The sequence below is a fragment of the Burkholderia cepacia genome, from assembly GCF_001718835.1.
Classification (GTDB): Bacteria; Pseudomonadota; Gammaproteobacteria; order Burkholderiales; family Burkholderiaceae; genus Burkholderia; species Burkholderia cepacia_F.
On the sequence record NZ_CP013443.1, the window covers coordinates 1,667,496 to 1,691,491 of the forward strand.

Below are 23,996 nucleotides of genomic sequence, written 5' to 3' on the forward strand. Positions count from 1 at the left end.
GGCAAGCCCCTTCATGCAACTCGAAGACCGACCGATGCGCGCAACGTCCGCGCAATACGGAATCTGGGTCGCGCAGCAGGTGGATCCGGACGATCCGGGCTACCTGACCGCCGAGGCGATCGAACTCGACGGCCCGCTCGACGTCGCGGCGCTGACCGACAGCGTCGAGACGGTGCTCGATCACGCGGATGCGCTGCACATGCGCTTCGCGTGGACCGACGACATGCTGTGGCAGCAACGCGTGCCGCCGTGCGCGCGGCTGCCGCTCGTCGATTTCGCCGCGGAACCCGATCCCGCGCAGGCCGCGCGCGCATGGATGCGTGCGTCGCTGTCGATCAGCTGCGACGTGACGGCTGATCCGCTGTACCGCACCGCGCTGCTGCGGCTGTCGCCGACGCGGCACTGGTGGTATCTGCAGGTTCACCACATCGCGCTCGACGGTTTCGGCTACAGCCTGCTCCAGCAGGCGGTCGCCGCCCGCTACAACGCCCGCGTCGCGGGCGCGGCGCCGCCGGCGCTGCCGGACTGGCGCGTCGATCGCGTCGTCGACGCGGAGGCGCGCTACCGCGCGAGCGGCGGATTCGACGCCGATCGCGCGTTCTGGCGCGCGCATCTGCATGACGTGCCGGCGCCGCTCGTCCTCGCGCCGCAGCAGGAGGTCGGCGCGGACGCGTTGCGCGAGACGCTCGCGCTCGACGGCGCGCGCGTGCATGCGCTGCGCGAAGCCGCCGAGCGGCTCGACGTCGACTGGAACGCGTGGCTGCTGGGCGCGATCGGCATCTGGCTCGCGAAGCAGGGCGGCCAGCGCGACCTGACGCTCGGCCTGCCGGTGATGAACCGTCTCGGCACGCCGGCGCTCGGCGTGCCGTGCATGGCGATGAACATCGTGCCGTTGCACGTGCACGTCGACGCCGACCGGTCGCCGCGCGCGCTCGCGGCCGAGACGGCCGGGCGGCTGCGCGCGATCCGTCCGCACCTGTACTACCGGTACGGCTGGATTCGCGGCGACCTCGGCCTGCTGGAGCGCAACGCGTTCCTGTTCAACCAGGCGGTCAACGTGATGCCGTTCGAGCGGCAGGTCGCGTTCGACGGGCTCGCGAGCAATACGTGCGCGGTCAGCGGCGGCCCCGTGAAGGATTTGAACGTGACGGTCGCGGTGCGCGCCGGCGCGTGGCACGTCACGCTCGAGGGCAATCCGAACGCCTACGACGCGACGCGGCTCGCCGCGTATGCGCGCAGCCTCGCGCGCTGGCTGGACGCGTTTGCCGGGCACGCGCCGGACGCGCCCGTGGCGCCGCTGCTCGGTGATCTGCCGCCGCCGTCGATCCTGCGCGGCGCGCCGCTCGCCGGGCCATACCCCGACGTGCTCGCGCGCGTCGCCCGCATCGCGCGGGAAGCGCCGACGCGCACCGCGATCGAGGCGGGCGCGCGGCGCATCGACTACCGCACGCTGCTCGCCGACGTCGATGCGCTTGCGGCGGCGCTCGCCCGACATGGCGTGACGCGCGGCTGCCGCGTGGCGCTCGCCGCGCCGCGCGCGCCGGACGTGATCGCGGCGATGCTCGCGGTGCTGCAGGCCGGCGCGGTGCTCGTCCCGCTCGACCCGGACGGCCCGCCGCAGCGGACCGCGGCGATGCTCGCCGACGCCGCGCCCGCGCTCGTGATCACGCGCGGCGCGTATCGCGCGTGCGCGGGCAGCCTGCCGACGCTCGATCTCGACGCGCATCGCGCGCCCGCGGCACGCGGCGCAGGCGACGGAATCGACGCTGCACGGCATGCCGACGCCGGCCAGCCCGCATACCTGCTCTACACGTCCGGTTCGACGGGCCGCCCGAACGGCGTGCTGGTCGGGCGCGGCGCGCTTGCGCAGTTCGTCGCGAGCACGCGTGCGCTCTATCGCGTCGGGCCCGACGACAAGGTGCTGCAGTTCGCGCCGCTGCACTTCGACGCGAGCTTCGAGGAGATCTTCGTCACGCTGTGCGGCGGCGCGACGCTCGTGCTGCGCGACGACGCGATGCTCGACTCCGTCGACGCGTTCGCGGCCGAGGTCGAGCGGCGCGGCATCACGGTGCTCGATCTGCCCACCGCGTACTGGCATGTGCTCGCACATGCGCTCGACGCGCGCCACGCGGAGCAGCTTCGACACGTGCGCCTGACCATCATCGGCGGCGAGGCGGCGCTGCCCGAGCGGATCCGGCGCTGGCGCGAGCGGCTGCCGGATCAGGCGTTGCTGAACACCTATGGGCCGACCGAAGCGACGATCATCGCGACCGCCGCGTGCGTCGGCGGCCCGGGCGCGGTCTGGCAGGACGGCGAGCCGGTGCCGATCGGCACGCCGCGCGCGGGCGTCGATGCGCGGATCGTCGACGCACGCGGGTATCCGGTCGCAGTGGGCGGCTCGGGGGAACTCGTGCTGAGCGGCGATGCGCTCGCGCTCGCGTATCTCGACAATCCGGCGCTGACGGCGGAGCGCTTCGTGACACTGCCCGGCAGCGGCGTTCGCGCATACCGGACCGGCGATCTCGCGACGCTGCGCGACGGCCGGCTCTGCTTCGACGGTCGCATCGATCATCAGGTGAAGATCAGCGGCGTGCGCATCGACCCGCGCGAGATCGAGGACTGGCTGCTGCGCTCGCCGGACGTGCGCGAGGCGGCGGTCGTCGCACTGCGCAGCGATGCGGGCGCGACGACGCTCGCGGCGTTCGTCGCCGGGACCGACGACGCCGCCGCGCTGCGCGCGCGGCTGGCTGACGCGCTGCCGGCCGCCGCGATTCCCGATGTGTGGCGCGTGCTCGACGGCCTGCCGCGCAACGCGAACGGCAAGACCGACCGCAACGCGCTGCTGCGGCTCGCCGCGCAACGGGATGCGGCGCCGGACGACGATGCGCAGGCCGGCGAACTGGCGCGGTGCGTGATGCGCATCTGGCGCGAGGTGCTGGGCGAGGTCGCGCTCACGCCGGCGTCCAATTTCTTCGACGTCGGCGGGAAGTCGCTGCAGGCGATCCAGGCGAGCGCACGGCTCGCGACCGAGCTCAAGCGCGACGTGCCGGTGTCGATGCTGTTCCGGCATGTGACGGTCGACGCGCTGGCGGCCGCGCTGCAAGCGCCGCTCGCGTACCGGCCACGCACCGCGCACGACGCGTTCGCGCCGCATCTCGCGATCCACGCGGGGCGCGCCGGCGGCGCGCGGCTCATCTGCCTCCATCCGGCCGACGGCCTCGCATGGAGCTATCTGCGGCTCGCCGCGCATCTGCCGGACGTCGTGCTCGACGGCCTGCAACTGTCGGTCGAGGACACCCGGCGCGCCGCGGACTTCGACGCGCTCGTCGCCAGCTACGTGCGGCGCGTGCGCGCGCTGCAGCCGGACGGGCCGTACCACCTGCTCGGCTGGTCGCTCGGCGGCGCGCTCGCGCACGCGGTCGCCGCGGCGCTTGCGCGCGACGGCCAGGCGGTCGGCCTGCTCGCGCTGATGGACAGCTATCCGGCGTCCGCATGGGCGGCGCAGCCGCAGCCGGCGCCGGGCGACGCGCTGCGCATCCTGCTCACGGTGAACGGCGACTTCGATACGGCCGATCTGTCCGACGACGCGCTGCGCCAGCGGCTGTTGCGGGCGAACAGCCCGTTCGCGGCGCTCGGCGCGGCGGGGCTCGATGCGTTCGCCGACGCGACGCTGCGGCAGATACACCTGTTCCGCGCGGCGCGCACGCCGCGCTACGACGGCGCGCTGCTGCTGTTCAACGCTGCGCGCAAGCGGCCGGGCCTGCCGGTGCCCGACAGCTGGCGCGCCCATCTGGCGGCCGACGCATTGACGTGCGTCGCGCTCGACTGTTCGCACGACGGGATGTCCGATCCCGAACCGATGGCGGCGATCGGCGCCGCGCTGGCGGAACGGCTCGCCGCGGCGACCGCCGTTGGCTCTTTTTGAGGAATTCGAATCGATGAATGCACAGGCAGGAATGAGTTTCCCGGGTACGGTCGCCGTCGTGAGCGGCGCGGCCCAGGGTATCGGCGCGGCTGTCGCGCGCGCGCTCGCCGCGCGCGGGATCGAGGTCGCCGCGTTCGACGTCGACGACGACGCGCTGGCGCGTCACGCGGCCGATAGCACGGCGTTCGGCGCGCGGATCCATCCGTTCACGGTCGATGTCGCGGACGCGGCGGCCGTTCAACGTGCGGTTGCGCGCGTGGAGGAGACGGTCGGTCCGATCGGGATGCTCGCGAACGTCGCGGGCGTGTTGCGGCTCGCGGCGGCGACGTCGCTGAGCGATGCCGATTGGGCGCACTGTTTCGCGGTGAATGCGCACGGCGTGTTTCATCTGTCGCGTGCGGTCGCGCAGCGGATGGTCGCGCGCCGTGCCGGCAGCATCGTCACGGTCGGCTCGAACGCGGCGCTGGTGCCGCGCATGCAGATGACCGCGTATGCGGCGTCGAAGGCGGCCGCGCACCAGTTCACCCGCTGTCTCGGGCTCGAGCTGGCCGGGCACGGCATCCGCTGCAACATCGTCGCGCCGGGCTCGACGGACACGCCGATGCAGCGCCAGCTGTGGGACGGCCCGGCCGGCCCGGCGGGCGTGATCGCCGGTTCGCTCGACACGTATCGCACGGGCATTCCGCTCGGCCGGATCGCGGCGCCGGACGACGTCGCCGAAACAGTGCTGTTCCTGCTGTCCGACGCGTCGCGTCATGTCACGCTGCACAGCCTGTGCGTCGACGGCGGCGCGACGCTCGGCGTCTGACGGTGTTCCGCTTCCTTTCTTCGGAACTTCAGTGATGAAACAGATCTCCGCCGAAATCGAACAGGGCGCAGCCGGCGCCTTTGCCGAGCCGCTCCGCGACGAACGGCTGTGCGTCGGCATGCGGCTGCCGGCGCCGGACGCGCTGCGCCGCGACCTGCCGGCGTCGGTCGCCGCGCGCGCGACCGTGGCCGCCGGCCGCCGGCAACTGCGCGCGATCCTCGAGCGCCGCGATGCGCGCCGCATCGTCGTCGTCGGTCCGTGCTCGATCCACGACCCGCAGGCGGCGCTCGACTACGCGCGGCGGCTTGCGAGGCTCGCGCAGGCCGTGCGCGACGCGTTCTGCGTCGTGATGCGCGTGTATTTCGAGAAACCGCGCACGACGGTCGGCTGGAAAGGCCTGATCAACGACCCGGGCCTCGACGGCAGTCACCGCGTGCTGGACGGGCTGCATGCCGCGCGCCGGCTGCTCGCCGACATCAATGCGCTCGGTCTGCCTGCGGCGATCGAGGCGCTCGACGTCGTCACGCCGCATTACCTGTGCGATCTCGTGAGCTGGGCCGCGATCGGCGCGCGCACGACCGAGTCGCAGGTGCATCGCGAGCTGGCGTCGGGGCTCGCGATGCCGGTCGGCTTCAAGAACGGCACCGACGGTCAGGTCGACGTGGCCGCGCACGCGATGCTGGCCAGCATGCGGCCGCATACCTTCATCGGCATCGACGGTGCCGGCGGTCCGGCGCTGCTGCACAGCGACGGCAATCCGCATGCGCACCTGGTGCTGCGCGGCGGCCGGCACGGGCCGAACTACGACGCGGCATCGGTGGCGGCCGCGGTCGAGACGCTGCGCGCGCAGCGCCTGCCGGCGAACGTGCTGATCGACTGCTCGCACGCGAACTGCGGCAAGCAGGCCGACCGGCAGCTCGCGGTGCTCGACGACGTCGTCGAGCAGATGTGCGCCGGCAGCGACGCGATTCGCGGCGTGATGCTCGAGAGTTTTCTCGAAGCGGGGGCACAGCCGCTCGGCGGCCCGCTGCGCTACGGCTGCTCGATCACCGACCCGTGCCTCGGCTGGGACGCGACCGAGGATGCGCTGCTGCGCGCGCGCAGCCGCTGGCTCGCGCGGGATGGCCGCGCCGGCTGACGCCGGCGTCGGCGCGCGCCGCGCGCCTTCTTAAACCCACTACGGAATGGACATGTCGACGACTTCCGCCGAACCCCTGCAAGCGCCGGCCGACGCCGGCTCCCGCTACCTGCCGCTGCTGCTCGCGAACCTCGCGATGGTGGCCGGCACCTACGCATTCGTTGCGATCGCCGGCCCGCTGGCGCGCCGGATGAATCTTGAACCGCTGCATATCGGCGCGGTCATCGCGAGCGTCGGGCTCGTCTGGATCGCCGCCGCGCCGCGCTGGGGGCGCGCGGCGGACGCACGCGGGCGGCTGCCGGCGATGCGTGCGTCGATCGTCGGATTCGTCGCCAGCTTTCTGCTGCTGGCCGGCTACGTCGGCTGGGCGCTGCATCGCGACGGGGCCGCCATGCCGCCGGTCTGGGCGAGCTTCGTCGCGCTGCTGGCGACGCGCGCGGCGATGGGCGGCTGCTATGCCGGCCTGCCGGTCGCGGCGACCGCGTGGATCGCGGACCGGACCGCGACCACCGGGCGCGCGGCGGCGCTCGCGCGGTTCGGCGCGGCGGGGGCGGTCGGGATGGTGATCGCGCCGCCGCTCGCCGGCTGGCTTGCCGGTTACGACATGACGCTTGCGTTCGCGGTGTTCGCGCTGCTGCCGCTCGCGGGCCTGCCGGGGCTGCGCCGCTTGCGCGACGACGGGCCGCGGCTTGCGAGGCGCGCGCCGACGCGGCTGAGGCCGACCGATCCGCGGCTGCGCCTGCCGTGGTGGAGCGCGTTCGCGCTGTACGGCGTCGTGATGATCGCGAACAGTGCGCTCGGCTTCTACGTGATCGACCGGCTGCAGGTCGGCGCGCGCGACGCGTCGGCGGTGGTCGGCTATGCGCTCGGCAGCGCGGGCGTCGGCCTGATCGCGATGCAGTCGCTCGTCGGGCGGCTGCGGCGGGTCGCGCCGCGGCAGTGGCTGCGATGGGGGGCGCTCGTCGGCGCTGTCGGCTTCGTGTCGGTGCTGGCGGTCGAGCCTGCGCAGCCGTTGCTGATGTGTGCGAGCTATCTGGTGGCGGCCTGCGGAATGGGCGCGGCGTTTCCCGCGGTCGCGGCGCTCGCGAGCACGCGGGTCGAGCCGCACGAGCAGGGGGCGTGCGCGGGTGCGATGTCGGTCGCGCAGGGGCTCAGCATGGTGGTGGCGCCGCTCGTCGGCAACGGGCTCTACGAACTGCATCCGGCTGCGCCGTTCGCGGCGATCGGGGTGGTGCTGGCGGGAGTGTTCGTCGGGACGTGGAGGGGCGCGTCTGGGCAGTAGCGCTGCGCGTCGGTGGGAAACGAACGCGCCCGCTTGTGCGGGCGCTTTGCTTCCTGGGCCAGAAATGAAAAAGGCCGGCTAGAAGCCGACCTTTTTGAAAACAGATGGTGCCCAGGAGAGGACTCGAACCTCCACGATGTTGCCACCGCTAGGACCTGAACCTAGTGCGTCTACCAATTCCGCCACCTGGGCACGTTTCGCTTGGTGCTGCATTCGCGAAAGAAGGCAATTATAGCGGGTCAGTAGGGGCTGTCAACACTATTTTGCTGCGGACCAGAAAATATCTGCGCGCGGATCGAGAATTGAATTCAGCGGCGGCGCTGATGCAACGCGACGCCTGCGGAAGCGACACGCGCTGCCTTGCTGGCCAGCCGCTACCACGAGCGGCTGTTGGCGCTCGGCAACGTTACGCGACCGCTTGGAGCAAACCTGGTCGCTCGATACTGGAAGCGCCACGTCCGGAGGACGGCTGACATTTACCGGCACGCCACCAACCCTTCATTTCACGATTGGCGCGAATGCCGGCGCTCACACTGGAGAACTGGAGGGCGACGTGTGTTGCATGGCGAGCGTGCCACGTTCCAGGAAGACAAGTGCCAACTCGACTTTCGGCGCCGAGGTGCGCGGATTCAGGTCACGCAAACGGGCAATGACGGCGACTGCGGCGCGAGCGTTGCTCGGCAAGGACTGCGTAACGCTCGTCGACATGATCGACGTCCGGCGCAAGGGTGACGACGAAGACGCGCTGGGTGCAAACGTGAACGAGGACTTCGTGCATGGTATTGCGAACACGAACGCCGCCATCGCGATGAGCCGGGGCGACCGGCTGTGGATCGGGATGCTGGTGTTCGATGCGCGCAATCAAGTGCGTATGCGCTACTACACCAATGTGCCGGCGTGGAAGAAGCGGGTGTCCATGACGATCCAGGCATGGCGCGACCGCATCGACAGTCAGCTTCCGATCGACCTGATGCGATGAGGCATCGGCGGGCGCCGGGATGGGGCGCGGAAATGAAAAAAGGCCAGCTTGCGCTGACCTTTTTTGAAATCAAGTGGTGCCCAGGAGAGGACTCGAACCTCCACGATGTTGCCACCGCTAGGACCTGAACCTAGTGCGTCTACCAATTCCGCCACCTGGGCACGTTTCGCTTGGTGCTGCATCGCGAAAGAACGCAATTATAGCGCCCCATTTATTCATGTCAACATTTTTTTGCAATGCATCGAACCGGGCCGGCCGGCGGGCGAACGCAACGCGTCCGCATCGTTCGCGACACGGCCGGATGTTAGAATGGCCGCCAACAATATAGACATGTCTAAATCGGCATGGTCGTATTGATGCCGTGCACCATCAGTCAACGCAACGAGAACAATCATCGACAAACCCTTGAGCAAATATCCGTACCCCATTCCGAGCCGTGAAGAGATTCTCGGCGTGCTGCGTACGAGCGACGCGCCGCTGGCCGCCAACGACATCGCCGAAGCACTGTCGATCAAGCGTCAGGAGCGCGAGGGGTTCTTCCGGCGTGTCGCCGCGATGGAGCGCGACGGCCAGATCCGCCTCGACAAGCGTGGCCACTACCAGTTGACCCATCCGTCGAACTTCGTCGCCGGGCGCGTGCAAGGGCATCGCGACGGTTACGGGTTCGTGATCCGCGACGACGGCCAGGACGACCTGTTCCTGCCGAACGGCGAAATGCAGAAGGTGATGCACAACGATCGCGTGCTCGCGCGGATTGTCGGCTACGATCGCCGCGGCCGCCCGGAAGGGCACGTCGTCGAAGTCACCGAGCGCGCGAACAAGCGCGTGATCGGCCGCCTGCTCAACGAGAACGGCGCGCTGATCGTCGCACCGGAAGACAAGCGCATCGGCCACGACATCCTGATCACGCAGAACGTGAAGAAGGCGAAGGTCGGGCAGGTCGTCGTCGTCGAGCTGACCGATTTTCCGAGCCGCCATTCGCAGCCGCTCGGCCGGGTCGTCGAGGTGCTCGGCGACATCGACGATCCGGGCATGGAAATCGAAATCGCGGTGCGCAAGTACGGCGTGCCGCACGAATTCAGCCAGCCGGCACTCGACGAAGCCGCCGCGCTGCCCGACAAGGTGCGGCCGACCGACCTGCGTTTCCGCGTCGACCTGCGCGACGTGCCGCTCGTGACGATCGACGGCGAGGACGCGCGCGACTTCGACGATGCCGTCTACTGCGAGCCGGTGAAGGTCGGCCGCGGCGACGGCTACCGGCTGATCGTCGCGATCGCCGACGTGTCGCACTACGTACAGCCGGGCAGCGCGCTCGATGCCGACGCGCTCGAGCGCAGCACGTCGGTCTACTTCCCGCGCCGCGTGATTCCGATGCTGCCGGAGAAGCTGTCGAACGGCCTGTGCTCGCTGAATCCGCAGGTCGACCGTTGCGTACTCGCGTGCGACATGGTGATCACCGGGCGCGGCGAGATCAAGGCGTACCAGTTCTACCCGGCCGTCATTCATTCGGCTGCGCGCCTCACGTACACCGAAGTCGCGGCCGTGCTGTCGAACACGAAGGGGCCGGAGGCCGCGCGCCGCGCCGACCTGCTGCCGCACCTGCAGGATCTGTACGGCGTCTACAAGTCGCTGTTCGCCGCACGGCAGAAGCGCGGCGCGATCGACTTCGACACGACCGAGACGTACATCGTCTGCAACTCGCAGGGCAAGATCGAACAGATCGTGCCGCGCCAGCGTAACGACGCGCACAAGCTGATCGAGGAATGCATGCTGGCCGCAAACGTCTGCGCGGCCGATTTCCTGAAGCGCAACAAGCATCCGGGCCTGTACCGCGTGCACGCGGGGCCGACGCCGGAGAAGCTCGAGAACCTGCGCGCGTTCCTGCGCGGCATGGGCCTGTCGCTCGGCGGCGGCGACAAGCCGCATGCGAGCGACTACGCGGCGCTGATGGCGCAGATCCGCGACCGGCCCGATGCGCAGATGCTGCAGCCGATGCTGCTGCGCTCGATGCAGCAGGCCGTCTACAGCCCGGACAACATCGGTCACTTCGGTCTCGCGTATGAGGCGTACGCGCACTTCACGAGCCCGATCCGCCGTTATCCGGACCTGCTCACGCACCGCGCGATCTACGCGATCCTGTCCGGCAGGAAATACGTGCCGAAGGCGCCGGATGGCTTCGAGCTGAACACCGCGCTGTCGCCGCGGGCCCGCGCGATGCAGCAGGCCGACGACGAAACGCGCGGCCGCTCGCGCCCGAACACGGCGATCTGGGAAGAGCTCGGGCTGCACTGCTCGGCGAACGAGCGCCGCGCGGACGAAGCGTCGCGCGACGTCGAGGCCTGGCTCAAGTGCTACTTCATGCGCGACAAGCTCGGCGAGGAGTACGGCGGGATGGTGAACGGCGTCACGTCGTTCGGCATCTTCGTGCAGCTCGACACGCTTTTCATCGAAGGGCTCGTGCACGTCACCGAGCTCGGCTCGGACTACTTCCAGTACGACGAAATCAAGAACGAGCTGCGCGGCGAACGGACGGGCATCCGCTATCGCCTGTCGGATCGCGTGCGCGTGCAGGTGAGCCGTGTCGATCTCGACGCGCGCAAGATCGACTTCCGCCTCGTGCGCGACACGCCGGTGAAGGCGCCGCGTCCGGCGGCGGCACCCGTGGCCGCCGGCGCGGATCGCGGCGGCCCGCGCGTGCGCGCGCTGCCGCCGGCCGACGAGCCGGCGCGCCGCAAGAAGGCCGCGAGCGCGCCGAGCGTCGCGGTGAAGGACGCGCGCGCCGCGCGTGCCGCGGCGAAGAAGAAGGGCGCATCGGCGAAGCCGACCGCGAAGAAGGCCCGCGCCCGCAAGAAGTACTGAACGACGGGGCGGCGCGCGAGCGCCGCACCGGCGGCATCGAGAGACGCCGCGTCACCGGTCATCGGCCGGCACGCGGCGCTTTCCTTTTCCATGGATCGCGGCTGCGCGCGTCGCGCGGCCGCACGTTTGATCGAAGGTTGTTCCAGTCATGTCACGTCTGAAGGTTCTTTACGGTTTTCATGCGGTGACCGCACGTTTGCGGCACGATGCATCGACGGTTGCGGAGGTGCTGTACGACCAGACGCGCCGCGACCGCCGCATGCAGGACTTCCTGCACGCCGCGAAGGAAGCGGGCGTGCGGCTGATCGCGGCGGACGAAACGCGCCTGTGGGGCCTCGCGCATACCGAGCGCCACCAGGGCGTCGTCGCGCGTGTCGAGGACATCCCGCTCGCGCAGAACCTGTCCGAGCTGCTCGACGGCATCCAGGGCCCCGCACTGCTGCTGGTGCTCGACGGCGTCACCGATCCGCACAACCTCGGCGCGTGCCTGCGTGTCGCCGATTCGGCCGGTGCGCACGCGGTGATCGCGCCGCGCGACCGTGCGGTCGGCCTGAACGCGACCGCCGCCAAGGTGGCGAGCGGCGCGGCCGATACGGTGCCGTACATCACGGTGACGAACCTCGCCCGCGCGCTGCGCGAGCTGAAGGACGCCGGCGTGTGGATCATCGGCACGTCGGACGAGGCCTCGGCAACGCTCTACGAAACGAAGCTCGACGGCCCCGTCGCGCTGGTGATGGGTGCGGAAGGCGAAGGCATGCGCCGGCTCACGCGCGACACCTGCGACGAAGTGATGAGCATTCCGATGGCCGGCAGCGTCGAAAGCCTGAACGTGTCGGTCGCAAGCGGCGTGTGCCTGTACGAAGCCGTGCGCCAGCGGCGCGTGAAGGCGTGACGTGCTGACGTCCTCGCGTCGACCGCCGGTCGACGTGGCCGGACGACGGGCCTGGAGCGGGCGGCATCGGTGACGATGCCGCCTTTTTTGATGGTCATCCGGAAGGGCCGGTCCGTGTCCGGAGCGGGCCCCTGCGCAATTACGCAGTCTGACCGTGCTCGTCCCGCAGCTCCCGCCGCAGGATCTTGCCGATATTGGACTTCGGCAAGCTGTCGCGGAACTCGATGTACTTCGGCTTCTTGTAGCCCGTGAATTCCTTCTTGCAATAAGCCATCAACGCTTCCGTGGTGAGCGCCGGATCGCGTCGCACGACGAACAGCTTCACCGCTTCGCCCGAATTCGAATCCGGCACGCCGACGCACGCGCATTCGATCACGTCCGGATGCGCGGCGACGACGCTTTCGATCTCGTTCGGATACACGTTGAAGCCCGACACGAGGATCATGTCCTTCTTGCGATCGACGATGCGCACGAAGCCGTGCTCGTCCATCACGCCGACGTCGCCCGACTTGAAGAAGCCGTCGGGCGTCATCACCTTCGCGGTTTCGTCGGGGCGGTTCCAGTAGCCGGCCATCACTTGCGGGCCGCGGATCGCGATCTCGCCGGGCTGCCCTTGCGCAACGGGTTCGTCGTTCTCGCCGAGGAGCGCGATGTCGGTCGACGGCACCGGCAGGCCGATCGTGCCGGTGAACGCGCCGAGCGTCGGGGGACTCAGTGTCACGCTGGGCGACGTCTCCGACAGGCCGTAGCCTTCGAGGATCGGGCAGCCGGTCGTCTTCATCCAGCGCGTGCTGACGACCTCCTGCACGGCCATCCCGCCGCCGAGCGTGATCCGCAGTCCGGAAAAATCGAGCGCGGCGAACCCGGAATGGTTGAGCAGCGCGTTGAACAGCGTGTTCACGCCCGGGAAGAAATTCACGCGATGCCGCGACAGTTCCTTGACGAACCCGTCGACGTCGCGCGGATTCGGAATCAGCAGGTTCATCGCGCCCCAGCGCGCGCCCATCAGCATGCACGCGTTCAGCGCGAGGATGTGATAGAGCGGCAGCGCGCAGACGGTCACGAGCGCGTCGATCTGCGGCGCCTTGCGCAGCGCCGGCTGGCTCCACGCGTCGTTCTGCAGGATGTTCGCGATCACGTTGCGATGCGTGAGCGTCGCGCCTTTCGACACGCCGGTCGTGCCGCCCGTGTATTGCAGGAACGCGACGTCGTCGTGATTCAGCGCGGCGGGCTGGAACGGCTGCCGTGCGCCGTCCCGCAGCGCCGTGCGAAACGGCGTCGCGCCGGGCAGGCGGTACGGCGGCACCAGCTTCTTCACGCGGCGGGCGACGAAGTTGACGACCATGCCCCGGACCGGGCCGAGCAGGTCGCCCAGCGACGCGACGACGACGTGCCGGACGTCGGTTCGCGCGATCACCTGCTGCAGCGTCGTCGCGAAGTTCTCGAGCACGACGATCGCCTCCGCGCCCGAATCGCGGAGCTGGTGCTCGAGTTCGCGCGGTGTGTAGAGCGGATTGACGTTGACGACGGTAAAGCCTGCGCGCAGCGCCGCGGCGACCGCGACCGGATACTGCAGCACGTTCGGCATCATCACCGCGACACGCGCGCCTTTGCGCAGCCCGCGCAGTTGAAGCCATGCGCCGAGATGGCGCGAGTACGTGTCGAGTTCCGCGTAGGTCATCGTGCGCCCCATGCACGCATACGCGTTGCGCGCCGCGAACGTCGCGAACGACTCGTCGAGCAGGTGCGCGAGCGATGGGTAGCGATCGGGGTCGACGGTCGCGGGAACGCCCTCGGGGTAGGACTTCAGCCAGATTCTTTCCATCGTGGTTCTCTCAGTGTCGCGACGCTCGCGCGTATCGCTTTGTCGGTGTCGGGAGCGCGTTGCTGCGCGTCGGCGGACGCCGATTGTCGCGGGAACGCCTGCCGATGACAAGTCGATGACCTGATCCGGTTCCGTTGACGGGACGCGGCGCGTCTCGTCCGGGACGGCGACTGCGCGCGGCGGACTCGATAGAATGGCGCACGCCGTTCCTCCGGATGCCGATCCATGAGACTTTTCATTCGCGGCGCATTCTGCGCCGGCCTCTGCCTGCTGGCCGCGTGCACGTCCCCGTCGCTCGTCGGGCGCGGCACGTACTTCGCCGATACGAGCCATCACGCGCAGGGCGCCGATTCGCGGATCCGCTTTCTCGTGATGCATTACACCGAAAGCGACGAGGCGAAATCGCTGCGCACGCTCACCGGCGATTCGGTCAGCGTGCACTACGTCGTGCCGGCGCAGCCGCGCATCGAATGGGGCAAGCCGGTCGTCTACCAGCTCGTTCCGGAAACCGAGCGCGCATGGCACGCGGGCGTCAGCGAATGGCAGGGCACGACCGAGCTGAACGCGGTGTCGATCGGCATCGAGAACGTGAACCGCGGCCCGCTCGACCCGCAGAACCGCACCTGGCAGCCGTATCCGCCCGAGCAGGTCGCGGCGCTGACCCGGTTGTCGAAGGACATCGTCGCGCGCTACGCGATTCCGCCGACGCGTGTGGTCGGGCACAGCGACATCGCGCCACAACGCAAGATCGATCCGGGGCCGCTGTTCCCGTGGCATGCGTTGGCGCAGGCCGGTGTCGGTGCGTGGCCGGACGACGCGACGGTCGCCGCGCGTCTGGCCGGCCGCGATCCGCATGCGCCGGTCGACGTGCGCGAACTGCAGCTCAAGCTCGCGCGCTACGGCTACGACGTGGCCGCCGATGGCGTGCTCGACGAACGTACGCGACGCGTGTTCGCGGCGTTTCAGATGCATTTCAGGCCGGCCGACTACGCGGGTAATCCGGACGCCGAAACCGATGCGATCGCGCAGGCGTTGCTCGACAAATACTTTCCGGGCCAGGCGCCGGCGGAAGACGGCGCGGCTTCCGGCGCACCCTGAGCGCGTCGCGGCCCGAAACGCGCGAATAGGCGCCCGACTCCGGTAAACTGGCGGTTTTCCGCAATCCCGCAGCTTTACCACTCCATGACTCAAGACGAACTCAAACGCCTCGTCGGCCAGGCCGCTGCCGACTACGTGATCCAGAACGTGCCGGAAGGCGCCGTGATCGGTGTCGGCACCGGCTCGACCGCCAACTGCTTCATCGACGCGCTCGCCGTCGTCAAGGCGCGCTATCGCGGCGCCGTGTCGAGCTCCGTCGCCACGACCGAACGCCTGAAATCGCACGGCATCAAGGTGTTCGACCTGAACGAGGTCGACTCGCTGCAGGTGTACGTCGACGGCGCTGACGAGATCGACGCGGGCGGCGCGATGATCAAGGGCGGCGGCGGTGCGCTCACGCGCGAGAAGATCGTCGCATCGGTGGCCGACACGTTCGTCTGCATCGCCGACGCCAGCAAGCGCGTGCCGGTGCTCGGCGCGTTCCCGCTGCCGATCGAAGTCGTGCCGATGGCGCGCACCGCGATCGGCCGGCGCGTGACCGCACTCGGCGGCGTGCCCGTGCTGCGCGTGACGAAGGATGGTGCGCCGTACATCACCGACAACGGTAACGAGATCATCGACGTGAAGGGGCTGCAGATCGCTGACCCGCGCGGCTTCGAAGCGCAGGTGAACGCATGGCCGGGCGTCGTGACGGTCGGCCTGTTCGCCGAGCGCGGCGCGAATCTGTGCTTGCTCGGCACGGAAAACGGCGTTGAGACTATCGTTTATCCCGACGTTTGTAAGAAATGAAAAGCAGTGCGTAATGCACTGCATGTTTAAATCTTGTTTAAAATCGCGGCCCGGCAAGCGCAGAGCGCTTCCCGGGCTTTTTTGGATGCCTTATAAATCCCCCCCGAAACCAAGAGGGATAACCCTGTCAGGTGTTTACCAGATAGCGAAATGTCCTCGAACTCATCAACTTATAGATCATAAGAACAGTCGTAACCAGGGCCGGCGGAACTGCGGAGCAGGTGTTCGCAAATCGACGCACGGGGAGGTGTCATGGAGCAGGGCAAAGACCGGTCACTGGTCGCCAAAGTGATGGATGGGCTTGTCTCGGGTATCGTCGAGGACAAGTACGGCGGCATCTTGCCGCCGCAGGACGTGCTGTCGAAAGAGTTCGATGTGAGTCGCACCGTGATGCGGGAAGCGTTGTCGATGTTGCTTGCGCGCGACATGCTCGACGTGCGTCCGAAGGTCGGCACGCGCGTGCGGCCGATGCGCGACTGGCGCATGATCGACGAAGACGTGGTGAGCTGGCGCTTCCGGGCGAAACCCGATCCGCAGTTCATGCGCGACGTCATCGAATTCCGGATGCTGATCGAACCGCGCGCGACCGCGCAGGCGGCGGTGCGTGCAACGGCGGCGGACATCGCGGGTATCCGCGAAGCGTTCGATGCGTTCAAGGTGCTGCAGCCGGGCGACCCCGGCTACGACACGGCGGACGAGTCGCTGCATACGCGGATCGTCCAGGCGAGCGGCAACCAGTTTTTCCAGCAGATGGCGGCGATCGTGCGCGGCGCGGTGCGCCTCGTGAATCCGCGTGTCGTGCAGAAGGAGGGGGCGCACGACGTCGTGGTGAAGGCGCACGCACGTGTGGTCGACGCGATCGAGCGGCGCGATCCGCGCGAAGCCGAAGCCGCTTCTCTCGCGCTGATCGATTTCAGCGCCGACGAGATCTCGCGCGATTTCTCCGTCGACGTGCCCATGCGCGCCTGACGCGGCGCATTCCGTTCATCCGGTCGGCGGCTTGCCGTTTATCATGACGTCCGGCCGGCATGACGTCGGCCATCGTCTCACGACCGACACGGAAGATCAGGATGAACGACAACGAACACCGCCCGGTGCGCTTCGGCATCGTCGGCGCAGGCAGCATTGCGCGCCGCTTCGCGCAAAGCCTCGCGCATGTGCCGGGCGCCACGCTCGCCGGTGCCTGGGCCCGCCGCGCAGACGCCGCGGCAGCCTTCTGCGCCACCCATGGCGGCACGCCCGCCGCCAGTCTCGACGCGCTCCTCGCGAGCGATATCGACGCGGTCTACATCGCGACGCTCCATGACAGTCACGCGCAGTACACGCTGGCCGCGCTTGCCGCCGGCAAGGCCGTGCTGTGCGAAAAACCCGCGACGCTGAACGCGGCGCAGCTCGACACCGTGCTGCAAGCGGCACGCGACGCCGGGCGGCTTTTCATGGAGGCGATGAAGCCGCCGTTCTTTCCGCTGTACCGCCAGTTGCGCGCGCACCTGCAGGACGATCCGATCGGCGAGATCCGGCTCGTGCGGGCAGGGTGTGCGTCGTCGTCGGTACCCGGCGACCATTCCGTCTATCGCCTCGATCGCGCGGGCGGTGCGCTGCTCGATATCGGGATCTACGAGGCCTTTCTCGCGGTCGACTGGCTCGGTGCGGCGCTCGACGTACAGACGCTCGGCCGCGTCGGCGCGACGGGTGTCGACCTGTTCGCGAGCCTGAACAGCGTGCACGCGCACGGCGGGATCGCGCAGCTTTTCTGCGGGCTCGACGTGATGGGGCGTGGCGACGCGCTGATCGCCGCAGCCGGCGGCCATGTGACGATTCACGAGAAGTGGTGGAACCCGGTGCGCGCGACGATCCGCTATGCGGACGGCCGGGTGGTCGAGCTCGACGCGCCGTTCGACGGCGGCGGCCTCAACTACGAGACCGCGCACTTCTGCGACCTGCTGCGCGCGGGCAGGATCGAAAGCCCGATCATGACGCACGACCATTCGCGGCAGATGATCGCGATGACCGATGCCGCGCGAGCGGCGCTCGGCGTACGTTACCCGGGGGAGTAAGGCGGCGTCCGGCGCGTGATGCGTCAGTGACGCGACGGCAGCGACAGGCGTTTTTCGTACCAGCGCTGCACCCATTCGAGGATCTGGCACAGGATCCAGTACACGGCCGCGGCGGCGAGATAAAGCGGCAGCGGCTGATAGGTCGCCGCGATCACTTCCTGCGCGCTGCGCAGCAGTTCGGTCACGGTGATCACGGACACGAGCGACGTGTCCTTGATCAGGCTGATCAGGCTGTTCGACAGGCTCGGCACCGCGATGCGCAGCGCCTGCGGACCGATCACGTAGCGCAGCGTTTGCCCCCACGACAGCCCGAGGCTGTACGCGGCGAGCCATTGGCCGCGCGCGATCCCGTTGATCGCACCGCGCATGCTTTCCGACATGTAAGCCGCGACGTTCGCGGACAGCGCGATGACGCCGGCGGGCGTCGGGTCGAGCGAGATGCCGAGGCTCGGCAGCCCGTAATAGATGACGAAGATCTGCACGAGCAGCGGCGTGCCGCGCATCAGGCTCACGTACGCGCGTGCCAGCCACGCGAGCGCGTTGACCCAGATGCGTTCGAAGCCGTCGAGCGCTTCGCTTTGCCGGATGCCCATCATCGCGAGCACGACGGCGCCAAGCAGGCCGAACACCATCGACAGCACGGCGAACTTGACGGTCAGCACGGCACCCTGGGCGAGCACCGGCAGCGATTGGACGAGCAGGGACGTTGTCGACATGGAATACGAATCGAATGCGTGCGCGAAAGCGCAATCATAAACCGGACGAATAAAACAAAGGGCGGCATCGTCACGGATGCCGCCCTTTCCGGCCCGCCGTCAGGCGGGAAATGCAGGCGTGCTTACTTGATCGGTTTCGTCACGTCGATGCCGAACCATTTGTCCGAGATCTTCGTGAACGTGCCGTCGGCCTGGAGTTGTGCCATCGCGTCGTCGATCGCCTTCTGGAACTTCGGGTTGCCCTTCTTGAACGGGATGCCCGACGGGTTCGCCGAGCCGACGTTCGCGCCCGGGCGCAGCGGCAGCTGCGAGTTCTTCGTCAGGTACGCGAGCATCAGGCGGTCGTTCAGCGCGGCGTCGAGGCGGCCGGCCGCGAGATCGCGCAGGTACTCGGGCGCGCCCGGGTACGTCTTCACGTCGATGCCGGGCACCGACTTCGCCATGTCCATGTAGTTCGTGCCGAGCGCGACGCCGAGCTTCTTGCCCTTCAGGTCATCCAGCGACTTGAACTCGCGCGTGTCGTCCTTGCGCTGGATCAGCTGCGCGGACGAGAACGTGTAAGGCGGCGAGAAGTCGAGCGTTTCCTTGCGCTTGTCGGTGATGCCGACCTGGTTGGCGATCACGTCGAACTTGCCGGCCTGCAGGCCCGCGATGATGCCGCTCCATTCGGTCGTCACGAATTCCGCCTTCACGCCGAGCTTCGCGGCCACGGCTTTCGCGATGTCGACGTCGAAGCCGACGAGTTCGCCTTGCGGGTTCTTCGAGTTGAACGGCGGGAACGTGCCTTCGAGGCCGACGCGCAGCGTGCCGCGCTGCTTGACCTGATCGAGGAGGTCGGCCGCATGCGCGGTGGCGGCAGCGAACGACGTGCCGATCAGGCCGGCAACCAGCAGCTTCTTCAGCAGCGAAAATTTCATCGTGTATGTCCTTGCCCTGTCCGGGTCATTGATTCGGATCGATGATAGCGATAACGCTATCAATAGCGAAATATAGTTTGCTTATGCCTATATTACGACGCTCGAGCGCCGGCGACGGCCTTCACGCATTCCGCGACGAGCGCGGGGCCGCGGTAGATGAAGCCCGTATAGAGCTGCACGAGCGCCGCGCCGGCCGCGAGCTTCGCACGGGCGTCCTCGCCCGAGAAAATGCCGCCGACGCCGATGATCGGCACCTCGCTGCCGACTTCGGCGTGCAGCTTGCGGATCACTTCGTTCGACGCGTCGAACACGGGGCGGCCCGACAGGCCGCCGGCTTCGTCCGCATGCGGCAGGCCCTGGACGGCCGCGCGCGACAGCGTCGTGTTGGTGGCGATGACCGCCTCGATCTTGTGGCGCAGCAACGTGTCGCCGATTTCCTTGACCTGTTCGTCGTCGAGATCGGGGGCGATCTTCAGCGCAAGCGGCACGAGCTTGCCGTGCAGGTCGGCGAGGCGCTGCTGCTTGTCCTTCAGCGCCGCGAGCAGCGCGTCGAGCTCGCCCGCGCCCTGCAGCTGGCGCAGGTTCTTCGTGTTCGGCGACGAGATGTTGATCGTTACGTAGCTCGCGAACGGGTACACGCGCTCGAGGCAGTACAGGTAGTCCTCTGCGGCGCGCTCGATCGGCGTATCGGCGTTCTTGCCGATGTTCAGGCCGAGGATGCCTCGATAGCGGGCGGCCTGGACGTTCTTCACGAACTGGTCGACACCGTGATTGTTGAAGCCCATCCGGTTGATCAGTGCCTCGGCTTGCGGCAGGCGGAACATCCGCGGGCGCGGGTTGCCGGGCTGCGGGCGCGGCGTGACCGTACCGACCTCGATGAAGCCGAAGCCGAGTGCCGCAAGGCCGTCGATGGCCGCGCCGTCCTTGTCGAGGCCTGCCGCGAGGCCGACCGGGTTGCGGAACGTGAGCCCCATCACGGTGCGCGGCGCGTCGGGCACGCGGGCCGACAGCGCGCAGGCGAGGCCCGTGCGGCCGGCCGCGCCGAGCGCGCGCAGCGTGAGGTGGTGAGCGTCTTCCGCATCCATCTTGAACAGGGATGCACGGGCCAGCGGATAAAGGGAACTGAACACGGGAATAGGGCGGACAGCCGGAATGAATGACAACCCGCTATTTTACCGGGAGTTGAGCGGCAGGGGCGCGCTTCGCGTCCTCGCCCCCGCGGCGCGTGTCAGCCCGAGCCGGAATGCCCGCCCGGCAATGGCGCGCGGGCCAGTGCCGCATCGACGGGCGGCAGGTCGATCCGATCCGGATCGAGTATCTTCCAGCGGCCGTCGATCAGCCCTTCGAGCGGGTGGAAGTTCGCCTTGTAGGCCATCTTCGGGCTCTCGCGGATCCAGTATCCGAGATACACGTAGGGCAGGCCGAGGCTCCTGGCCTGCTCGATCTGCCACAGGATGTTGTAGGTGCCGTAACTCGTGTGCTGGTCGTCGGGCTCGAAGAACGTGTATACGGACGACAGCCCGTCGCCGAGGATGTCGATCATGCTGACCATGCGCAGCTTGCCGGGCTCGCCGCCCGGTGCGTCGAGGTCGCGGAATTCGACGAGGCGCGAATTGATCCGGCTCTGCAGCAGGAATTGCTCGTACTGGTCGCGGCTGTCGCGATCCATGCCGCCGCCCGCGTGGCGGGCGGACTGGTAGCGCATGTAGAGCGCGTAGTGCTCTTCGTCGTAGTGCAGCGGCGAAACCGTCGCGACGAGCGTGCGGTGCCGCTTCCACATCCGGCGCTGCGTGCGCGACGGTGCGAACGCGTCGACGGGGACGCGCACCGGCACGCAGGCACGGCAGCCGTCGCAATACGGACGGTATGTGAAGACGCCCGAGCGCCGGAAGCCGGCCTTCACGAGCTCGGTATAGATGTCGGAATTGATCAGGTGGCTCGGCGTCGCGACTTGCGAGCGCGCGACGCGGCCGTCCAGATAGCTGCACGGATAGGGCGCCGTTGCATAGAATTGCAGCGCCGAAAGCGGTGAAAGCGGCAGCTCAGTCGGGTGAGTCATGGGCAGCTCTCGTTGCAGGGAGGGAGTGCCGCGCTAGCGCTCGATCCCGGAAGGGGGCACCGGTTCGGCGCGGCCCGTCAGCGCGGCGAGCACGCGCTTGTCGAACTGCCACGGAATCGGCGGTGCGGCTACCGCGCTGCGCACGTGAGCGACAAAGGCCTTGCGTGCGATCTCGCGGCCGCCGAGCGACGCTAGATGCGACGTATTCTGCTGGCAGTCTATCATTTCCAGCCCCTGCTCGCGAAGGTGCGCGACGAGCGTGGCCAGCGCGATTTTCGATGCGTCGGTCGTGTCTGCATACATCGATTCGCCGAAAAACATCCGCCCGAACGACACGCCGTACAGGCCGCCGACGCGTCGCCCATCGTGCCAGGTCTCGATGCTGTGCGCGTTGCCGGACCGGTAGAGCGACGTGTAGGCATCGATGATCTCGGCCGTGATCCACGTGCCGCGCTGCCCGCGGCGCGGCGCTTGCGCGCAGGCGCGCATCACGCCCGGAAAGTCGTGGTCGACGCGCACTTCCCATTCGGGCTCGCGCAGCACGCGCTTCAGCGTCTTGCGCAGCGAGGGCGACACCTTGAACTCGGCCGGCACGAGGATCATGCGTGGGTCGGGGCTCCACCACAGCACGGGCTGGCCGTCCGAATACCACGGGAAGATGCCGCGCAGGTATGCGTCGATGAGGCGCGACGGCAGCAGGTCGGCGCTCGCGGCGAGTAGCCCCGGCGCGCCGGTCGCAGGGCCGAGCGCGCGTTCGATGGGCGGAAACGGATCGTCCGGGCCGAGCCAGGGAACCATGGGGCGAGGGCTCAGCCGTTGCGCAGCGAGCGGAAGATATCGCCGGTGTGCACGCCGTAGTCGCCCGCGGCGCGATCGGCGAAGAAGAATCGCAGGGTCTGGCTGACGGTCGGGAACGCGATCTCGTCCCACGGGATGTCGGCTTCGTCGAACAGCTTCACTTCGAGGCTTTCCTCGCCGGCTTCGAAGCCCGGATCGGTGAGCCGCGCCAGGTAGAACAGGTGGACCTGGTGCACGTGCGGCACATTGAGCAGCGTGAACAGGTTCTGCACCTCGACGCGCGCGCCGGCTTCCTCGAGCGTTTCGCGCGCGGCGGCTTCGGCCGTCGTCTCGCCCATTTCCATGAAGCCCGCGGGCAGCGTCCAGAAGCCGTAGCGCGGTTCGATCGCGCGGCGGCACAGCAGGATCTGATCGCCCCAGACCGGGACCGTGCCGACGACGTTGCGCGGATTCTGGTAGTGGATCGTGCCGCAGTGATCGCAGACGAAGCGCTCGCGGTTGTCGCCCGGAGGAATGCGCGCGATGACTTCGTGACCGCAGACGGAGCAGAATTTCATGTCGAGTGGAAGGGACGAGGTGATGCGAGTGTATCACCGGGGCGGCGCATTCTCGAACGGCCGAATCGAGCGGAGGCCGGCGCGCGGGCGTGGCGCAAAGCGCACGCGGAAAACAAAAAGCCCGGCGCTAGGGCCGGGCTTCCTGCATCGGGACGTTGGTTGCGGGGGTAGGATTTGAACCTACGACCTTCGGGTTATGAGCCCGACGAGCTGCCAGACTGCTCCACCCCGCGTCCGTCGAAAAATAAGATTATAAGGAAGTGCTCCCGGCTGCGCAAGCATTTTCTGACAATCGGCTTATAGGGGCTTCCGGGGCCGGTACGTCGGGCGCGTGCGCTAGAATCGAACGGTTTGTGTCGACTCCCCGGCAGCGGCGCCGCACGCGATGGCAGCGGTCCTGGCTGCGCCTCCTTTTCGCTTTGACGGATTCATGGACATCGCTCACGATCTGCAATCGATCGGCGCGCAGGAACAGGCGCTCGTGTTTCCCCATTTCGACCCGGCCCGCGCGTGGGCGCTCGGCAACCGGATGCATGCGCTCGCGGCGTCTCGCGGGCATGCGGTCGCGCTCGACATCGTCACGTTCGGCCAGCCGCTGTTCTATGCGGCGCTCGCCGGAGCCACGCCCGACAACGCCGACTGGGTGCGCCGCAAGCGCAACGTCGTCGCGCATTTCCGCCGCAGTTCGTACGCCGTCGGCCTGCGCATGCAGCAGGCGGGCGCGACGCTGGCGGACAAGCACGGGCTGCCGATCGCCGAATATTCGCCGCACGGCGGGTCGTTTCCGCTGACCGTCGCCGGCGCCGGCGTGATCGGCTCGATCACCGCGTCCGGGCTGCCGCAGCGCGCGGATCACGAGCTGGTCGTCGAGGCGCTCTGCGCGGAACTGGGGCAGGACTACGCGGCGCTCGCGCTGGCGAGGAGCTGAGCGATGCAGCTTCCCGGTTACGCGTGGCTCGCGATCGCGATCGTCGCGGAAGTGGTGGGCACGTCCGCGCTGCGCGCGGCGGACGGCTTCACGCGTTTCTGGCCGTCGGCGCTCGTCGTCGCCGGCTACGGCATCGCGTTCTACTGCCTGTCGCTCACGTTGCGCACGATGCCCGTCGGCATCATCTATGCCGTCTGGTCGGGTGCCGGCATCGTGCTGATCACGCTCGTCGCGATGCTGCTCTATCGCCAGGTGCCGGACCTGCCGGCCGTGATCGGCCTCGGCCTGATCATCGCGGGCGTCGTGGTGCTGAACCTGTTTTCGAAGATGCAGGCGCACTGACCGCGCCTGCGACCAGCCGGATTGCTT

At 68.5% G+C, this 23,996-nt stretch carries 20 protein-coding genes and 3 tRNA genes; 13 read left to right on the forward strand and 10 right to left on the reverse strand.

The window, feature by feature from the left end; all coding sequences use genetic code 11:
- The first annotated feature begins 34 nt into the window (after window positions 1-34).
- The 4 genes from WT26_RS11070 to WT26_RS11085 are packed head-to-tail and all read left to right on the forward strand — an operon-like array spanning window position 35 to window position 7,153.
- On the forward strand, window positions 35-3,925 hold the full coding sequence (locus WT26_RS11070) for a non-ribosomal peptide synthetase (protein WP_230461622.1): 3,891 nt from the start codon (window positions 35-37) through the stop codon (window positions 3,923-3,925).
- A gap of 31 nt (window positions 3,926-3,956) precedes the next feature.
- A complete protein-coding gene (locus tag WT26_RS11075; protein WP_069270124.1) occupies window positions 3,957-4,733 on the forward strand; it encodes a 2,3-dihydro-2,3-dihydroxybenzoate dehydrogenase in 777 nt (258 codons plus the stop codon).
- Window positions 4,734-4,767: 34 nt separating this feature from the next.
- Window positions 4,768-5,871: a 3-deoxy-7-phosphoheptulonate synthase gene (locus WT26_RS11080; RefSeq protein ID WP_080420472.1), complete on the forward strand. Its 1,104-nt coding sequence runs from the start codon at window positions 4,768-4,770 to the stop codon at window positions 5,869-5,871.
- 52 nt (window positions 5,872-5,923) lie between these two features.
- A complete protein-coding gene (locus WT26_RS11085; RefSeq protein WP_069270676.1) occupies window positions 5,924-7,153 on the forward strand; it encodes an MFS transporter in 1,230 nt (409 codons plus the stop codon).
- A gap of 105 nt (window positions 7,154-7,258) precedes the next feature.
- Here the strand turns inward: WT26_RS11085 and WT26_RS11090 are convergent.
- Window positions 7,259-7,345 (reverse strand) — tRNA-Leu (locus WT26_RS11090).
- 226 nt (window positions 7,346-7,571) lie between these two features.
- On the opposite strand from WT26_RS11090, the gene WT26_RS37255 reads away from it, so the two are divergent.
- Window positions 7,572-8,132 (forward strand): hypothetical protein, encoded by a 561-nt coding sequence (locus tag WT26_RS37255; protein ID WP_155123097.1) that lies wholly within the window; start codon window positions 7,572-7,574, stop codon window positions 8,130-8,132.
- A gap of 74 nt (window positions 8,133-8,206) precedes the next feature.
- Here WT26_RS37255 and WT26_RS11100 read toward each other — a convergent pair.
- A tRNA-Leu gene (locus WT26_RS11100) sits at window positions 8,207-8,293 on the reverse strand.
- 244 nt (window positions 8,294-8,537) lie between these two features.
- Between WT26_RS11100 and rnr the strand changes: the two genes are divergently transcribed.
- Window positions 8,538-10,991, forward strand: coding sequence for a ribonuclease R (rnr, locus tag WT26_RS11105; protein ID WP_069272872.1), 2,454 nt, complete (start codon window positions 8,538-8,540; stop codon window positions 10,989-10,991).
- A 148-nt stretch (window positions 10,992-11,139) separates the two neighbouring features.
- Entirely contained in the window at window positions 11,140-11,883 is a 744-nt protein-coding gene (gene rlmB / locus WT26_RS11110) for a 23S rRNA (guanosine(2251)-2'-O)-methyltransferase RlmB (RefSeq protein ID WP_069272873.1), read from the forward strand.
- Window positions 11,884-12,022: 139 nt separating this feature from the next.
- Here the strand turns inward: rlmB and WT26_RS11115 are convergent, their stop codons facing one another.
- Window positions 12,023-13,708 carry a long-chain-fatty-acid--CoA ligase gene (locus tag WT26_RS11115; protein ID WP_069270126.1) on the reverse strand — a complete coding sequence of 562 codons (1,686 nt, stop codon included), beginning with the start codon at window positions 13,706-13,708 and terminating at the stop codon, window positions 12,023-12,025.
- 225 nt (window positions 13,709-13,933) lie between these two features.
- On the opposite strand from WT26_RS11115, the gene WT26_RS11120 reads away from it, so the two are divergent.
- From WT26_RS11120 to WT26_RS11135, 4 genes are all read left to right on the forward strand, one after another.
- Window positions 13,934-14,806: an N-acetylmuramoyl-L-alanine amidase gene (locus WT26_RS11120; RefSeq protein ID WP_069272874.1), complete on the forward strand. Its 873-nt coding sequence runs from the start codon at window positions 13,934-13,936 to the stop codon at window positions 14,804-14,806.
- Between the two features lie 84 nt (window positions 14,807-14,890).
- Window positions 14,891-15,595: a ribose-5-phosphate isomerase RpiA gene (gene rpiA, locus WT26_RS11125; protein ID WP_069272875.1), complete on the forward strand. Its 705-nt coding sequence runs from the start codon at window positions 14,891-14,893 to the stop codon at window positions 15,593-15,595.
- Window positions 15,596-15,847: 252 nt separating this feature from the next.
- Window positions 15,848-16,564 (forward strand): FadR/GntR family transcriptional regulator, encoded by a 717-nt coding sequence (locus WT26_RS11130; RefSeq protein ID WP_059526363.1) that lies wholly within the window; start codon window positions 15,848-15,850, stop codon window positions 16,562-16,564.
- A gap of 101 nt (window positions 16,565-16,665) precedes the next feature.
- A complete protein-coding gene (locus WT26_RS11135; RefSeq protein WP_069272876.1) occupies window positions 16,666-17,652 on the forward strand; it encodes a Gfo/Idh/MocA family protein in 987 nt (328 codons plus the stop codon).
- 23 nt (window positions 17,653-17,675) lie between these two features.
- Here the strand turns inward: WT26_RS11135 and WT26_RS11140 are convergent, their stop codons facing one another.
- From WT26_RS11140 to WT26_RS11170, 7 genes are all read right to left on the reverse strand, one after another.
- Window positions 17,676-18,368, reverse strand: a complete 693-nt coding sequence (locus tag WT26_RS11140; protein ID WP_006484207.1) for an amino acid ABC transporter permease — start codon at window positions 18,366-18,368, stop codon at window positions 17,676-17,678.
- Between the two features lie 122 nt (window positions 18,369-18,490).
- Window positions 18,491-19,285: a cystine ABC transporter substrate-binding protein gene (locus WT26_RS11145; protein ID WP_059526357.1), complete on the reverse strand. Its 795-nt coding sequence runs from the start codon at window positions 19,283-19,285 to the stop codon at window positions 18,491-18,493.
- A gap of 92 nt (window positions 19,286-19,377) precedes the next feature.
- Window positions 19,378-20,415: a quinone-dependent dihydroorotate dehydrogenase gene (locus WT26_RS11150; RefSeq protein ID WP_069272877.1), complete on the reverse strand. Its 1,038-nt coding sequence runs from the start codon at window positions 20,413-20,415 to the stop codon at window positions 19,378-19,380.
- A gap of 98 nt (window positions 20,416-20,513) precedes the next feature.
- Entirely contained in the window at window positions 20,514-21,344 is an 831-nt protein-coding gene (locus tag WT26_RS11155) for an arginyltransferase (RefSeq protein ID WP_059663948.1), read from the reverse strand.
- 33 nt (window positions 21,345-21,377) lie between these two features.
- Window positions 21,378-22,142 carry a leucyl/phenylalanyl-tRNA--protein transferase gene (gene aat, locus WT26_RS11160; RefSeq protein ID WP_059901559.1) on the reverse strand — a complete coding sequence of 255 codons (765 nt, stop codon included), beginning with the start codon at window positions 22,140-22,142 and terminating at the stop codon, window positions 21,378-21,380.
- A gap of 11 nt (window positions 22,143-22,153) precedes the next feature.
- Window positions 22,154-22,699: an NUDIX hydrolase gene (locus WT26_RS11165; RefSeq protein WP_021161562.1), complete on the reverse strand. Its 546-nt coding sequence runs from the start codon at window positions 22,697-22,699 to the stop codon at window positions 22,154-22,156.
- A gap of 156 nt (window positions 22,700-22,855) precedes the next feature.
- A tRNA-Met gene (locus tag WT26_RS11170) sits at window positions 22,856-22,932 on the reverse strand.
- A gap of 197 nt (window positions 22,933-23,129) precedes the next feature.
- On the opposite strand from WT26_RS11170, the gene WT26_RS11175 reads away from it, so the two are divergent.
- On the forward strand, window positions 23,130-23,627 hold the full coding sequence (locus WT26_RS11175) for a heme-degrading domain-containing protein (protein WP_069272878.1): 498 nt from the start codon (window positions 23,130-23,132) through the stop codon (window positions 23,625-23,627).
- A gap of 3 nt (window positions 23,628-23,630) precedes the next feature.
- Window positions 23,631-23,969: a DMT family transporter gene (locus tag WT26_RS11180; RefSeq protein ID WP_021161565.1), complete on the forward strand. Its 339-nt coding sequence runs from the start codon at window positions 23,631-23,633 to the stop codon at window positions 23,967-23,969.
- Window positions 23,970-23,996: the final 27 nt, after the last annotated feature.